This is a genomic window from Fulvimarina manganoxydans (assembly GCF_900176465.1).
GTDB classification, from domain to species: Bacteria; Pseudomonadota; Alphaproteobacteria; order Rhizobiales; family Rhizobiaceae; genus Fulvimarina; species Fulvimarina manganoxydans.
In genome coordinates this window covers 164,103-176,997 of the sequence record NZ_FWXR01000001.1, presented here as the reverse complement: position 1 = coordinate 176,997, position 12,895 = coordinate 164,103, and the positions used below count along the sequence as shown (strand labels likewise).

Here is a 12,895-nt window from a genome sequence, read left to right as displayed (position 1 = left end):
AAAACGAAAAAGCTCGCGGTGATCACATAGCGAGTCATGCCTCTCCTGACACCATGACCCTTTGAGAGAAAGTCCGTTCGTGATTTCGCGACGGTTCAGGAGACCTTCGATGACACCATCCATCGAGCCGATAATCCGCCCCTTGCGCCGCTCCGACGAAGCCGAATGGCGCCGGCTCTGGACCGGCTATCTGATCTTCTACGAGACGTCGCTGCCGGAAGAGGTCTATCGATCGAGCTTCGAGCGCCTGCTTTCGGGCAAGGAGCACGAGTTTCGCGGCCTGGTCGCGGAAGCGGACGGTAAGCTGGTCGGGCTTGGTCATTACCTCTTCCATCGCCATGGCTGGCGGATCGAGAATGTCTGTTATCTGCAGGATCTCTTCGTCGATCCCGATAGGCGCGGAACGGGCCTCGGCCGCCGGCTGATCGAGGCCGTTTACGACGCGGCGGACGCGGAAGGGGTCTCGCGGGTCTATTGGCTGACCCAGGAGCACAATCACACCGCGCGCGCCCTCTACGACCGCATCGCCCACAAGAGCGACTTCATCCAATATATCCGGTGAAATCCGCGAGGCGGGGCAAGGTTCACGGATTGCCCCCGCCACACATCGCTCTGTCACCGACACATGACGGCGCTTGAGCCGCTTTGTCGGCATTGGCTACCAATTGCACTAAGCGTCGAGAGAGGGATGACCAATTGATGTCCGAGAGCCTGCCGATCTATCAGGTCGACGCCTTCACCGACCGGCTCTTTGCCGGCAATCCGGCCGCCGTCGTACCGCTCGAATCCTGGCTGCCCGACGCGCTGATGCAGACGATCGCGGCGGAGAACAATCTCGCCGAGACCGCCTTCTTCGTGCCGGCGGGCGATGGGCGGTGGGACCTGCGCTGGTTCACGCCGACGATCGAAGTGCCGCTCTGTGGCCATGCGACGCTCGCAACCGCCTTCGTCATCACCGAATGCCTTGGCGAGAATGCACAAACGCTGACCTTCGGGACCCGACAAGCAGGCGATCTGACCGTGACCCGTAACCCGGATGGCATCTTCTCGATGCGCTTTCCCATCCGTCCGAAAGGCCTTGATCGCGATGTGGAAGGGGTCGCCGAGGCCCTTGGCGCCCGCCCGCGCGAAGTCGTCGAATTCGTCGCCCAGGACGACACCTCCTATCTCGCCGTCTTCGAAACCGCCGCAGAGGTCGAGGCTCTGCGGCCCGACATGCGGGCGGTCGGGAGGCTGCCACCGCGCAATCTCATCGCGACCGCACCGGGGGCATCCGGATCGGGGCTCGATTTCGTCAGCCGCATGTTTGCGCCAAAAGCCGGCATCGACGAAGACCCGGTCACCGGTTCGGCTCATTGCTCGCTCGTTCCCTATTGGGCGGCGGTCCTCGGCAAGACCGAATTCGCCGCCCGCCAGGTCTCAGAGCGTGGCGGCGATCTCACCTGCCGACTGGAGGGCGAGATCGTGGTCATTTCCGGCAAAGCGGTCCTCTATCTGACGGGAACGATCCGTGTTCCGGCAGGCGCGACCGCCTGACGAAACGGTCCGTCGGCTTGAGTTCATAGAACACGAGACAACGCTCGACCGCATTCAGCGACTTGATCGTGAAGGCGATAGCTTCGACGCCTCGTCTTTCTCGGTCGCCGTGCCGAGCACCGGCTAAACGCCGTTCAGACAGGCTGCCCTAGAGTAAGACGCCAAAAAGTTGATCGACTTTTTGGACCACGGCTTACGACAAACAAGAGGTTAGAGTGAACATGCCACCCAACTTGGTCGCGTTTCACTCTAAACCCTGATCAGTTGTGGTCTTCCGGCAAAGGCGGGAGGGGGACGGCGACGATCCCCTCCTCATGGAGTGCTTCGACCTCCTGTCGCGTCGCCTCGCCATAGATGCCGCGCTTCTCGGCTTCGTCATAATGGATGCGCCTCGCCTCTTCGGCAAAGCGCGGCCCGACATTCTCCGCTTTCTCCCGCACGACGCGCGCATGCGCCTGGAGCGCCTGATAGAGCTTAGCCATGGCCGCCGCGGCAGGCGCTTCAGGCCCCGCGACGGCGTGAGCCTCTTGGGGCTTGGCCGCCACCGGGCCCGCTGGCAACGGTCCTGCCGGTGACGTCGGCTCGCTCGTTTGAGGGGTCTCGACCGGCGCCGGTGCGGATTTCAGAGCAACCGCCGGCCGCATCAGCGCCTTCTCCACCTTGACGCTCGCGCAAGTCGGACAAGCGACGAGCCCAAGCGTGATCTGCCGTTCGAAATCGGCGCCCGATCGAAACCAGCCATCGAAGCGATGTCCGCCCTCGCAGCGAAGGTCGAAATGGATCACGAGGCGGTCTCCGGCTCGCGCTGCGAGTGCGCGCCCTCTGCCGGACCGATCGCGCCCGTGACCGTGATGCGGCGATTGCCGGCGTCGAAGGCGCGGGCGTTCTTGAGATTCGGGATCTTGGCCCGCGTCTCGGCAACGCGTGCCAGATCGATATCGGCAACGGCGATCCCCGGCGCATCGCCGTCGACTTCCGCCAGCACCCGGCCCCAGGGGTCGACGATCAGCGAATGGCCATAGGTCTCACGGCCATCCTCATGGATGCCGCCTTGGGCGGCAGCGATGACGAAGGCACCATTCTCGATAGCCCTCGCCCGAAGTAGAACATGCCAATGGGCCTCGCCCGTCTGGCGGGTAAAGGCGGCCGGCGCGGTCAGCACCTCCGCCCCCGCCATCGCCTCCTCGCGGAAGAGATGCGGGAAGCGCATGTCGTAGCAGATGGCCAGGCCAAAGCACGCGCCCCCTTCCGCGACCGGAAGATCAATGATGCCGGCGGTCTCGCCCGGTCGATAGGTGCGCGACTCGCGCCAGCTCTCGCCATTGTCGAGATCGACGTCGAACATGTGGATCTTATCATAGGCGCCGAGCCGCTGGCCGTCGGGGCCGAAGAGAAGCGCGCGGTTGGCCACCCGGCCGTCACCGAGATCGACGGCGATCGAGCCGACATGGATAGTGATGCCGTGGGCGCGCGCGAGATCGGCGGCGCGTTTCGCGACGGGATCGTCTGCTTCCCTCTTGAGCTTGGCCATCAGTCCGGCGCGATCGCGCTGGACCATATTGGTCATTTCCGGCGACTGGACATAGGTCGCGCCGGCCGCGACCGCCTCCTCGACCAGGGCCGCGAAATCCCTCGCATTGGCCTCCGGGTCGGTACCGGAACGCATCTGCAGGACGGCGGCGCGAAAGACGGTCATCGGTGCGAAGTCTCCGGCGGATCTCTTAAAGCGTCAGGCGGCAAGAAGCGGATCGAGCTTGCCGGCCCGGTCCAGAGCGAAAAGATCGTCGCAGCCACCCACATGGGTCTCGCCGACGAAAATCTGCGGGAAGGTCGACGCGCCCTTTGCCCGTTCGATCATCTCCTGGCGCAGTTGCGGCGAGGCGGTCGCGTCCTTCTCCTCGTATGTCACGCCCTTCTGGTCGAGAAGCGTCTTGGCGCGGCTGCAAAATCCGCAAAACTGGCGGGTGTAGATCGTAACGTCGGACATCGGATCGGCCGTTTCCCTCGGGATGAATCGTTGGATAGCGATATGGCGTCAGCCTTCGCGCGTCGCAACCCGGGCGAAGGTCAGCACATCCACTTCCCGCGCACCGGCCCGCTTCAACGCACGCGTCGCCGCACTGACCGTCGCGCCCGTCGTATAGACGTCGTCGATCAGCAAAACATGCTTGCCCTCGACCTCGAAGCGGCGCTGATCGCGCACGCGAAAGGCCCCCCGGACATTGTCGCGGCGCTGCTGCGGCCCGAGGCCCACCTGGCTTCGCGTCGCCTTGACGCGCTGCAGGGCAAGCGGCGCGTAAGCCGTCCGGCTGTGATGGGCGACGAGGCGGGCGAGCTCCGCCGACTGATTGAACTGCCGCCCCCAAAGCCGGCCCTTGTGCAGGGGAACCGGAACGATCACTTCGGCCTTATCGAGAAGCTCGGCACCGGCCCGGCGCATCCAACCGGCCATTAGGGGAACGAGATCGGTGCGGTCGCCGTATTTTAAAGAGGAGACGAGCCGGCCGGCGAGATCCTGATAGAGGACGGCGGCTCGAAGGCGCCTGAAAGGCGGCGGATCGGCGATCGCTTCGGCCGACAGGAACCCATGGCCGAGGTCGTAGGCGAAGGGCAGGCAAAGCACCTCGCAGAAGGGACGCTCGATGAAGCGCAAGGTTGACCAGCATGTGGGGCAGACCGCATGCGCATCGCGCAGGGCCGTCTGGCAGCCCGGACAGACGGGGGGGAAGATGAGCCGTCCGAAGCCACTGGCAAAAAGCGCCGTCCCGCGCCGAAAAATGTTCATCAGAGCCGGCCTCCTCACCATAGGCGCTGCCTCCGGGGCCATTCGATCCCTCGCGAAAGAAGGCGCGTCCGGCCCGCGTTACGGCTCATGCAAGGCAGCACGTCGGCTGCCGCGGTTCTCGACTGGCGCGATCTCGCATGCGATGCGGGCGAGCGCACCATATCCGCTGGGCGAAGCGGTGCCTATATGAAATGCGGATGGCGGGAAAGGAAGCTATGAGCGAACGCGCGGGGATGGACGATGCGGGCACGGTGCGGCTCTTCGACCGTCAGCTGATGACCGAAAGGCGGCGACGGCGCCATCGCGACCGGTCCCTTGCCGCCAGCGACTTTCTCTACCGCGCGGCGGCTGAAGAACTCGCCGATCGCCTCAGCGTGACCCAACGCGACTTTGCGATCGCGCTCGACATCGACGATCCTAGCGGTCACCTCGCCGAGCGCCTCGCCGATTTGGCCAATGTGGGAACCGTCGTCGCGATGAGCCCCCATGCCGAACTTCTTGCGCCCACCTCTCTCGGCTTCGTCGGCGACGAGGAGGCGCTGGCACTGGCGCCCGCCTCCCTCGATCTGGTCGTCTCAAATCTATCTCTGCATCTGACCAATGACACGCCGGGGACCCTCATTCAGATCCGCCGCGCTCTGAAGCCGGACGGACTGTTCTCAGCCGCGCTTCTGGGCGGCGACAGTCTGACGGAGCTCAGACAGTCGCTGTTGCATGCCGAGACCGAAACGGTGGGTGGCGCTTCGCCCCGTGTCGCCCCTTTTCCCGACATTCGCGATATGGGGGGACTTTTGCAGCGGGCCGGATTCGCGCTTCCGGTCACCGATATGGACCGGCTGACGGTGCGCTACGATTCGCTTTTTGCCCTCGGTCGAGATCTGCGGCAGATGGGGCTGTCCAACATGCTGTCCGAGCGTTCGCGCCGGCCTCTGCGCCGCGAGACGCTTCTCCGCGCGGCGGAGATCTATGCCGAACGCTTTGCCGACGCGGATGGACGCGTTCGGGCAACGTTCGAGATCGTCTATCTCTCGGGCTGGGTACCGCATGAAAGCCAGCAGAAGCCGCTGAGGCCGGGCAGCGCCAAGGCGAGCTTGAAAGACGCGCTGTCTCCCGGCAACGGATCATAGGCACGCGAAAGCCTGTACGATCCGTTGGCTTTCGGCCTATTTGCCGAGCAATGCAGCCTCGACTGTGTCCGCGACCATCTTCAAAGCTGGGGCGATCCGGCTGAAGGATGCGGCAACCGCAACAGCCATGATGCCGGCGATCAGAACATATTCGATGGCCGTGACACCCCGTTCGTCCGCGATGAAGCGCTTCATACGAACGGTCGAAAACCGAAGGCTCATCTGGTTGAACAGGAGTTTCAACATGAGCCTCGTCTCCCGCCATCCTGAAAGACGAAACAGGCCCCGCCGCTCGGCTGCAAAACACTGCGTTGGACCCGGTAGGTCCCAGATCCGTTCGGCTCGATCGAGCCGGTGGTCATCATGTCGATATTCGGCCGGTTGGAAGCGAACAGGCTGCCGCTTCGCTCCCCCGTCGACGGAAGGATGACGAGGCCGAGAGCAAGGGCGACGACACCGAAGAGAAGGCTTGCCCGCAAAAGGGCATTGCGGAATTCCGCGACCGGGCGCGCGAGATCGAGATCGTCGTCTTTGTCGTTGCGGATTTCGAACTCGGTCATGCCGTCCTCACAGACTTTTCCCCTGCGGGTTCATTATGGCCGGAGGAGTCTTAGGAAGGATTTAACAAATTCTCTGCGGCTGTCTCCGACGGGTCTGAGCGTCAGCCTCAAAAATCGGCCTTCGTTTCTCAACCGAGAAGGTCGATCAGCGGCGCGATCAGCGGCTCGTCGGCCGGCGGCATGGGATAGGACCTCAGGTCCTTCGCGCGCACCCACTTCACCGCTTGGCCTTCCTCGCCGCGCGCAATCCCCTCGAAGCGTCGGCAGACATAGAGCGGCATCAGGAGGTGGAAGTCGTCATAGCTGTGGCTGGCGAAGGTCAGCGGGGCGAGACAGGCCTCGCGCGTCTCGACGCCGAGTTCCTCGCGCAGCTCCCGAATCAGTGTCTCCTCGGGTGTCTCACCCGGCTCGACCTTGCCTCCAGGAAACTCCCAGAGACCGGCCAGAGACTTGCCCTCTGGCCGTTGGGCGATAAGGAGCCGCCCATCGGCATCGATCAGCGCGCACGCCGCGACGAGCAAGATCTTTCGCGCATTCGCACTCATGAGCGCTCCGTCTCGAACCGGGCTCGGTAGATGTAGCGATAGGCTTCCGAAAAGCCGAGCGAGCGATAGAGCCTCAGGCCCGCCTCGTTGTCGGCCTCCACCTGAACCCAAGCAGTCTTGGCGCCGCGCAGATGCACATGACGCAGCGCCGTGCGAACGAGATCGCGGCCGATGCCATGGCCGCGTCGGCTCTTGGCGACGGCGACGTCGAGGATACCGGCAAGCTCGCGCTCGTTGATTGCTAGCGCCACAGCTTCGGGCGAACCACAAGCCTCCTGGCGCACAAACATCGCCTTTTGCGGAGCGATGTCCTCCAAAATGCGCTGAAGGCCATTGCCGAGAGAGGCGGGGCGCTCGTGAACGGCAAGGCTCGCTGCCACATAGCGCTGGACGTCATGGATCGGAATCCGGTCGACGAGATCGGCAAAGTCCGCCTTCTCCAAATCGCAAGTCATGACCAGCGTTTCGTCGAAGGCACGAAATCCGGCGTCGTCGAGAAAGGCGACGAGCTCGGGCGAGGCCAGCGGGGAGAGCCGGAAGACCAGCGAGCGACCGGCTTCGGCAAAGCGACGCTCGGCCGCCTGGACCCGCTCGGCGATGCGAGCGTGATCGGACGGATCGAGCGGATTGACCGAATTCAGGCGCTTGGCCGGAAAGGCCGGCGTGAGCCGCACGGCCCAGGTGCCGTCGAAGACGGTATGGGTGGCAGGGAAAGCCCGGAAGCCCACGGCTTCCAGCCGGCGGATCACCGCGAGCTTGGAGGCCGAGTCAGCTTCTGTAATCGCCATTGATCGCCACATATTCCTTCGTCAGGTCACAGGTATAGACGGTCCAGCGCCCGGACCCGAGGCCGAGTTCGACGCGGATCGGGATTTCCTCCCGCTTCATCACCGCGCTCGCGGCCGCTTCCGAATAGTGCGGATCGCGCTCGCCCTCGAAAGCGACACGCACATCGCCAAAATGGATCGCGAGGCGATCGCGGTCCGCCTCTTCGCCCGCCTTCCCGACGGCCATGACGACGCGGCCCCAATTGGCATCCTCGCCGGCGACCGCCGTCTTGACCAGAGGCGAATTGGCGATCGACAGCGCGATCCGCTTGGCCGCCGCATCGCTCAGAGCGCCCTCGACCGTCACCACGATTTCCTTGCGAGCGCCTTCGCCGTCGCGTGCGACCTGGCGTGCGAGGTCGAGAAGCAGCCCCTTCAAAGCCTCGCGAAAGCCGCCAAGGCGCTCATCCGCAGCATCGGTGATTTCTGGGCAGCCGCGCCCCTTAGCCCGTCCCGTCGCGAACAGGAGCAGCGTGTCGGAGGTGGAGGTATCGCTGTCGACCGTGACGGAATTGAAGCTCGGCTCGACGGCTTCGCGCAGGAGGCTCTGGAGAACCGGCGCCGAAATCGGCGCGTCCGTTGCGAGGAAGGACAGCATCGTCGCCATGTCCGGCGCGATCATGCCCGCGCCCTTGGCGATCCCGTTGACGGTGACCGTGGTCCCGCCGATCTCGGCCTGGCGGGTGACGAGCTTCGGATAGGTGTCCGTCGTCATGATTGCTTCGGCAGCCTCGCGCCAACGGCCGGGTATGGCTTCCTTGGCGAGATCGCCGAGAAGATGGGAGAAGCGCGAGACGTCGAGCGGTTCGCCGATGACGCCCGTCGAGGCGAGAAACACCTCGCTTTCCTCGCATCCCGCCGCCTCGGCCGCCGCTTTCGCCGTCGCAGCCGTCGATTCACGGCCCTTCTTGCCCGTAAAGGCATTAGCATTGCCGGAATTGACCACGAGAACCCGGGCGCGCCCATGAACCAGATTGGCGCGGCAGAAGTCGACTGGGGCCGACGGACATCTAGAGGTCGTGAAGACGCCGGCGACCGCCGCCGGCTCGTCGAAGACCATGACCATCAGATCGGTCCGGCCCTTATATTTGATGCCGGCCGAGGCGGTCGCGATCCTGACGCCCTCGAGACCGGGCGCATTGGGGATGGATTTCGGCGCGAGCGGAGAGACGGCGTGGGCCATGGCGGCGGGCTTTCCTCGTTCAAAGCAGCATGATCAGGCGATGGGGCCGATCGTCGCCGGCCCGAGGCAACGCCAAGAGGGCGGGCGGGCGAGGCAGACCGCCAATCCTTCGATCGCAGATCGGCCCAGTCCCACCAGGGGCGGTCCGGCCTGAGCGGCCCGGACCGCTTACCTTTACTCGGCAGATCCGGCGCGCGCCTTGATCTCGGACTCGATGGCCTCGACCTGCGACTTCATCTCCGGATCCACGTATTCGACCGGCATCTCGTCGCGGGCTTCTTTGACGAGCTGGAGGTATTTATCGCGCAGGACGAGCTGACGAATGCGGTCCTTGACCTCCTCGAAGCTCGGCGGCTGGGCCTGACGCTTTTCCTCGACCTTGATCACGTGCCAGCCGAACTGAGTCTGGACAGGCTCGCTCGTGATCGAGCCGGGCTCGAGGGCGAAGGCGGCCTTCTCGAATTCGGGCACCATCTGGCCGGCCGAGAAGAAGCCGAGATCGCCGCCATTGGGCCCGCTCGGACCGGTCGACTTCTCTTCGGCGACCTTGGCGAAATCGGCACCGTTCTGAAGCTCACCGATGACCGCCTCGGCCTCTTCCTTGGTCTTCAGAAGAATATGACGCGCATGGATTTCCTCACGCGGCTCGAGCGCCGCGATCTCCTTGTCGTAGCGCCCCTTCAGCTCTTCGTCGGTCACCGCATCGACGCCGTTCTTCTCGAAATAGGCGTTGTGAAGCGTGCGATCGCGCAGGAAGTCGAGCTGGCCGGCAACGGTCGGATCGTCCTGAAGGTCGGCCTTCTCGGCTTCGGCTGCCAGAACCTTGATGTCGATCAGCGCCGAGAGAACGGCCAGACGACGCTGTTCTTCGGGCACCTGCCGGAAATCCTCGCCGATCTCGGCCTCAGCGGCGGCCAGATCGGCCTCGGTGATCTCGTCGGAGCCGACCGTGGCGATCACCTTCGACTGAGCGAAGACCGGTGCGCCGGCAAGCGTGCCCGTCGCCAGGATCGCGGCGAGAAGCGCCGTGCGGGAGATGGTGCGCATGAGGATGTCGTCGTCCTTTTGGCAGTGTTTATCTCGTCATGTCCCCGGATGGGCGCCGTATTGCCCGAGGTGAGAGCGGTCCCGGCCAGCCGGAAAATCGAGGCAGCCCGAGTCGCGAGCGGGATCGCATGGGCAAGCCCGGAACCCGCCGTTGACATCGGTTTGGGGCCCTCTTATCTCTCGCCCGTCCCGAAAGTCCAGCCGCCTTCCTGAAAGTTTGAAGGCTCCCGTCGCCGAAGGGCGGGTGCTTCGGGAACGAAGCGGCGGCCGGTCTCTTGGACCGGTGCGGGAGTCACCGGCACATCGTAAACAGTGACGAGAAGGACCGGTCCATGCTGGGTCTCGGCGGCATCGCCCGCAAATTGCTCGGAAGTTCGAACGACAGGCTCGTCCGACGCCACCGCAGCCAGATCGAAGCCATCGCGGCCCTCGAAGACGACTATTCCAAGCTGAGCGACGCGGAGATCCGCGGCAAGACGGCCGAGTTCAAGGCCCAGCTCGCTTCCGGCAAGACGGTGAACGACCTGCTCGTCCCCGCTTTCGCCCTGGTCCGCGAGGCCTCCAAACGCACGCTCGGCATGCGGCATTTCGACGTTCAGATGATCGGCGGCATCGTCCTCAACAGCGGCGCCATCGCCGAGATGAAGACTGGCGAAGGCAAGACCCTGGTCGCGACCCTTGCTGTCTATCTCAACGCGCTGGAGGAAAAGGGCGTTCACGTCGTGACCGTGAACGACTACCTCGCCAGCCGCGATGCCGAGGAAATGGGGCGCCTCTATCGCGCCCTTGGTCTGACCACGGGTGTCATCGTCCATGGCATGTCGGACGCCCAGCGCCGCGCGGCCTATGCCTGCGACGTCACCTATGGCACGAATAACGAGCTCGGCTTCGACTATCTGCGCGACAACATGAAATATGAGCGCGCGCAGATGGTCCAGCGCGGTCATCATTACGCGATCGTCGACGAGGTGGATTCGATCCTCATCGACGAGGCGCGCACGCCGCTGATCATTTCCGGCCCGCTCGACGACCGCTCCGATCTCTACAAGACGATCGACGGCTTCATCCCCGCTTTGAACGCGGAGGATTTCGAACTCGACGAGAAGCAGCGCGCCGTCACCTTCACCGAAGGCGGCACGGAGAAGCTGGAGCGCATGCTGGAAGAGGCCGGCCATCTCCAGGGCGCCTCACTCTACGACATCGAGAATGTCGCGATCGTCCATCACGTCAACAACGCGCTGAAGGCCCATACGCTTTTCCAGCGCGACAAGGACTACATCGTCCGCAATGACGAGGTGGTCATCATCGACGAGTTCACGGGCCGCATGATGCCCGGCCGACGCTTCTCCGAAGGCCTTCACCAGGCGCTGGAGGCCAAGGAAGGCGTGACGATCCAGCCCGAGAACCAGACCCTCGCCTCGATTACCTTTCAGAACTATTTCCGCATGTACAAGAAGCTGTCCGGCATGACCGGGACGGCGCAAACAGAAGCGGCCGAGTTCGGCGACATTTACGGCCTGGACGTCATCGAGGTCCCGACCAATCTGCCGATCGCGCGTATCGACGAGGATGACGAGGTCTATCGGACCTTCGACGAGAAATTCGCAGCGATCAGCGCCGAAATCCGCGAGGCTCATTCGCGCGGCCAGCCGATCCTGGTCGGCACCACTTCGATCGAGAAGTCCGAGCTTCTGGCCGAACGCTTAAAGCGCGACGGCCTCAAGGACTTCCACGTCCTCAATGCCCGCCATCACGAGCAGGAAGCCTATATCGTCGCCCAGGCCGGCGTTCCCGGCGCGGTGACGATCGCCACCAATATGGCGGGCCGCGGCACCGACATCCAGCTCGGCGGCAATCCGCAGATGCGCATCGGCATGGAGCTGAAGGACATGCCGGAAGGCCCCGAGCGCGATCAGCGCGAGGCGGCGATCCGCGCCGACGTCAAGCGGCTGAAGGAACAGGCGATCGCCAATGGCGGTCTCTACGTTCTCGCCACCGAGCGCCACGAAAGCCGGCGCATCGACAACCAGCTGCGCGGCCGCTCGGGCCGCCAGGGCGATCCGGGCCGCTCGAAATTCTATCTGTCCCTCCAGGACGATCTGATGCGAATCTTCGGCTCCGACCGGATGGACGGCATGCTGCAGAAGCTCGGTCTGAAAGAGGGTGAGGCTATCGTCCATCCTTGGATCAACAAGGCCTTGGAGCGGGCGCAGAAGAAGGTCGAGGCGCGCAACTTCGACATCCGCAAGAACCTTCTGAAATACGACGACGTGATGAACGATCAGCGTCGCGTGATCTTCGACCAGCGCGTTGAGCTGATGGAGGCTAATCCCGAGGAGGTCTCCGAGACCACCGAGGACATGCGCCACGAGACGATCGACAATCTCGTGCGTCGGCATATTCCCGAGCGCACCTATGCCGAGCAGTGGACCACCGAGGCCCTGCGCGACGACACCCGCCAGATCCTCAATCTCGACCTGCCGGTCGTCGACTGGGCCAAGGAAGAGGGTGTGGCCGAGGACGACATTCGCGAGCGCATGACGGCAGCCGCCGACGCCCATATCGCGGACAAGCGCCAGCGCTTCGGCGCCGACGTCATGACCTATGTGGAGCGCTCGGTCGTGCTCCAGACGATCGATGCCCTCTGGCGCGAGCATCTGGTCAATCTCGACCATCTGCGCTCGGTCATCGGCTTCCGCGGCTATGCCCAGCGCGATCCGCTCAACGAGTACAAGTCGGAGGCCTTCGAGCTCTTCCAGTCCATGCTCGGCAATATGCGCGAGCGCGTGACTACCCAGCTCATGCAGGTGGAGATCGTACGCCCCGAGGATGCTCAGATGGACCTCCGGCCGCCCGAGGTCGAAGGGCATCATGTCGATGCGACGACCGGCGAGGACGAGTTCGGCAATGGCGGCGAACGGATGACCGCGAACTTCACGCCCGCCGCCGCCGACGGCTTGCGCGTCGATCCGAACGATCCGTCCACATGGGGTCAGGTCGGCCGCAACGAGCCTTGCCCCTGCGGATCGGGCAAGAAGTTCAAGCACTGCCACGGGGCTTATGCGTAATATGGTGTCCGGCTGGTTCAGTCGGCCGCCGTATCAAAGCCCACGCGGCGCTTGAGCGGCTCCAAAAATCCGGATCGCGAAGCGATCAAACGGATCTCGTATGAGACACTTGATGGCATCGCCATGGCCTGATGCCGATGTTTTAAAGCAATATGAAGAAGGCGTCTTCCCAAAAGGAGGCGTCTTTTTTGTTGGTGAGCATTCTTGGACAACGAGC

Annotated in this window: 14 protein-coding genes; 4 read left to right on the top strand and 10 right to left on the bottom strand. The window is 63.9% G+C overall.

The genetic code is table 11. The annotated features are described in order from the left end of the window. Positions 1-109 precede the first annotated feature (109 nt). The gene (locus tag B9A15_RS00865) at positions 110-562 is read left to right on the top strand and encodes a GNAT family N-acetyltransferase (protein WP_084408008.1); all 453 of its coding nucleotides are present in this window, start codon (positions 110-112) and stop codon (positions 560-562) included. 137 nt (positions 563-699) lie between these two features. Beyond that, positions 700-1,536, top strand: a complete 837-nt coding sequence (locus B9A15_RS00860) for a PhzF family phenazine biosynthesis protein (protein WP_084408006.1) — start codon at positions 700-702, stop codon at positions 1,534-1,536. A gap of 260 nt (positions 1,537-1,796) precedes the next feature. Here the strand turns inward: B9A15_RS00860 and B9A15_RS00855 are convergent, their stop codons facing one another. Genes B9A15_RS00855 through B9A15_RS00840 form a run of 4 tightly spaced genes read right to left on the bottom strand, consistent with a single transcriptional unit; the run spans position 1,797 to position 4,321 of the window. Next, positions 1,797-2,321, bottom strand: coding sequence for a DUF1178 family protein (locus tag B9A15_RS00855; RefSeq protein ID WP_084408004.1), 525 nt, complete (start codon positions 2,319-2,321; stop codon positions 1,797-1,799). After that, the gene (locus B9A15_RS00850) at positions 2,318-3,232 is read right to left on the bottom strand and encodes a carbon-nitrogen hydrolase family protein (protein WP_084408002.1); all 915 of its coding nucleotides are present in this window, start codon (positions 3,230-3,232) and stop codon (positions 2,318-2,320) included. Before B9A15_RS00850 ends, B9A15_RS00855 begins: the two co-directional genes overlap by 4 nt. 33 nt (positions 3,233-3,265) lie before the next feature. Next, positions 3,266-3,523: a glutaredoxin 3 gene (gene grxC / locus B9A15_RS00845; protein ID WP_084408001.1), complete on the bottom strand. Its 258-nt coding sequence runs from the start codon at positions 3,521-3,523 to the stop codon at positions 3,266-3,268. 48 nt (positions 3,524-3,571) lie between these two features. After that, positions 3,572-4,321 carry a ComF family protein gene (locus B9A15_RS00840; protein WP_084407999.1) on the bottom strand — a complete coding sequence of 250 codons (750 nt, stop codon included), beginning with the start codon at positions 4,319-4,321 and terminating at the stop codon, positions 3,572-3,574. A gap of 215 nt (positions 4,322-4,536) precedes the next feature. On the opposite strand from B9A15_RS00840, the gene B9A15_RS00835 reads away from it, so the two are divergent. Then, the gene (locus B9A15_RS00835; protein WP_244556748.1) at positions 4,537-5,448 is read left to right on the top strand and encodes a methyltransferase domain-containing protein; all 912 of its coding nucleotides are present in this window, start codon (positions 4,537-4,539) and stop codon (positions 5,446-5,448) included. Positions 5,449-5,484: 36 nt separating this feature from the next. Here the strand turns inward: B9A15_RS00835 and B9A15_RS00830 are convergent, their stop codons facing one another. The 6 genes from B9A15_RS00830 to B9A15_RS00805 all read right to left on the bottom strand — a co-directional run bounded on the left by B9A15_RS00830 (position 5,485) and on the right by B9A15_RS00805 (position 9,610). Beyond that, the gene (locus B9A15_RS00830) at positions 5,485-5,694 is read right to left on the bottom strand and encodes a Flp family type IVb pilin (protein WP_084407997.1); all 210 of its coding nucleotides are present in this window, start codon (positions 5,692-5,694) and stop codon (positions 5,485-5,487) included. Next, positions 5,688-6,008 carry a hypothetical protein gene (locus tag B9A15_RS00825; protein WP_084407995.1) on the bottom strand — a complete coding sequence of 107 codons (321 nt, stop codon included), beginning with the start codon at positions 6,006-6,008 and terminating at the stop codon, positions 5,688-5,690. Before B9A15_RS00825 ends, B9A15_RS00830 begins: the two co-directional genes overlap by 7 nt. A 128-nt stretch (positions 6,009-6,136) precedes the next feature. Further along, positions 6,137-6,553, bottom strand: coding sequence for an 8-oxo-dGTP diphosphatase MutT (gene mutT / locus B9A15_RS00820; RefSeq protein WP_084407993.1), 417 nt, complete (start codon positions 6,551-6,553; stop codon positions 6,137-6,139). Then, positions 6,550-7,341, bottom strand: a complete 792-nt coding sequence (locus B9A15_RS00815) for a GNAT family N-acetyltransferase (protein WP_084407991.1) — start codon at positions 7,339-7,341, stop codon at positions 6,550-6,552. Before B9A15_RS00815 ends, mutT begins: the two co-directional genes overlap by 4 nt. Beyond that, entirely contained in the window at positions 7,322-8,563 is a 1,242-nt protein-coding gene (gene argJ, locus B9A15_RS00810; RefSeq protein ID WP_084407989.1) for a bifunctional glutamate N-acetyltransferase/amino-acid acetyltransferase ArgJ, read from the bottom strand. The genes B9A15_RS00815 and argJ overlap by 20 nt, the downstream gene beginning before the upstream one ends. Before the next feature lie 174 nt (positions 8,564-8,737). Then, complete coding sequence (locus tag B9A15_RS00805; protein ID WP_084407987.1) at positions 8,738-9,610, bottom strand: peptidylprolyl isomerase; 873 nt, start codon at positions 9,608-9,610, stop codon at positions 8,738-8,740. Positions 9,611-9,942: 332 nt separating this feature from the next. Between B9A15_RS00805 and secA the strand changes: the two genes are divergently transcribed. Next, positions 9,943-12,678 carry a preprotein translocase subunit SecA gene (secA, locus tag B9A15_RS00800; RefSeq protein WP_084407985.1) on the top strand — a complete coding sequence of 912 codons (2,736 nt, stop codon included), beginning with the start codon at positions 9,943-9,945 and terminating at the stop codon, positions 12,676-12,678. Positions 12,679-12,895 lie beyond the last annotated feature (217 nt).

What these genes read in the sequence shown, in the direction of transcription:
- B9A15_RS00835 (WP_244556748.1), top strand. Translation starts at nt 4,537, where the DNA reads ATGAGCGAACGCGCGGGGATGGACGATGCGGGCACGGTGCGGCTCTTC.
- B9A15_RS00830 (WP_084407997.1), bottom strand. Translation starts at nt 5,694, where the DNA reads ATGTTGAAACTCCTGTTCAACCAGATGAGCCTTCGGTTTTCGACCGTT.
- B9A15_RS00825 (WP_084407995.1), bottom strand. Translation starts at nt 6,008, where the DNA reads ATGACCGAGTTCGAAATCCGCAACGACAAAGACGACGATCTCGATCTC.
- secA (WP_084407985.1), top strand. Translation starts at nt 9,943, where the DNA reads ATGCTGGGTCTCGGCGGCATCGCCCGCAAATTGCTCGGAAGTTCGAAC.
- B9A15_RS00850 (WP_084408002.1), bottom strand. Translation starts at nt 3,232, where the DNA reads ATGACCGTCTTTCGCGCCGCCGTCCTGCAGATGCGTTCCGGTACCGAC.
- B9A15_RS00860 (WP_084408006.1), top strand. Translation starts at nt 700, where the DNA reads ATGTCCGAGAGCCTGCCGATCTATCAGGTCGACGCCTTCACCGACCGG.
- grxC (WP_084408001.1), bottom strand. Translation starts at nt 3,523, where the DNA reads ATGTCCGACGTTACGATCTACACCCGCCAGTTTTGCGGATTTTGCAGC.
- argJ (WP_084407989.1), bottom strand. Translation starts at nt 8,563, where the DNA reads ATGGCCCACGCCGTCTCTCCGCTCGCGCCGAAATCCATCCCCAATGCG.
- B9A15_RS00865 (WP_084408008.1), top strand. Translation starts at nt 110, where the DNA reads ATGACACCATCCATCGAGCCGATAATCCGCCCCTTGCGCCGCTCCGAC.
- B9A15_RS00815 (WP_084407991.1), bottom strand. Translation starts at nt 7,341, where the DNA reads ATGGCGATTACAGAAGCTGACTCGGCCTCCAAGCTCGCGGTGATCCGC.
- B9A15_RS00805 (WP_084407987.1), bottom strand. Translation starts at nt 9,610, where the DNA reads ATGCGCACCATCTCCCGCACGGCGCTTCTCGCCGCGATCCTGGCGACG.
- B9A15_RS00840 (WP_084407999.1), bottom strand. Translation starts at nt 4,321, where the DNA reads ATGAACATTTTTCGGCGCGGGACGGCGCTTTTTGCCAGTGGCTTCGGA.
- mutT (WP_084407993.1), bottom strand. Translation starts at nt 6,553, where the DNA reads ATGAGTGCGAATGCGCGAAAGATCTTGCTCGTCGCGGCGTGCGCGCTG.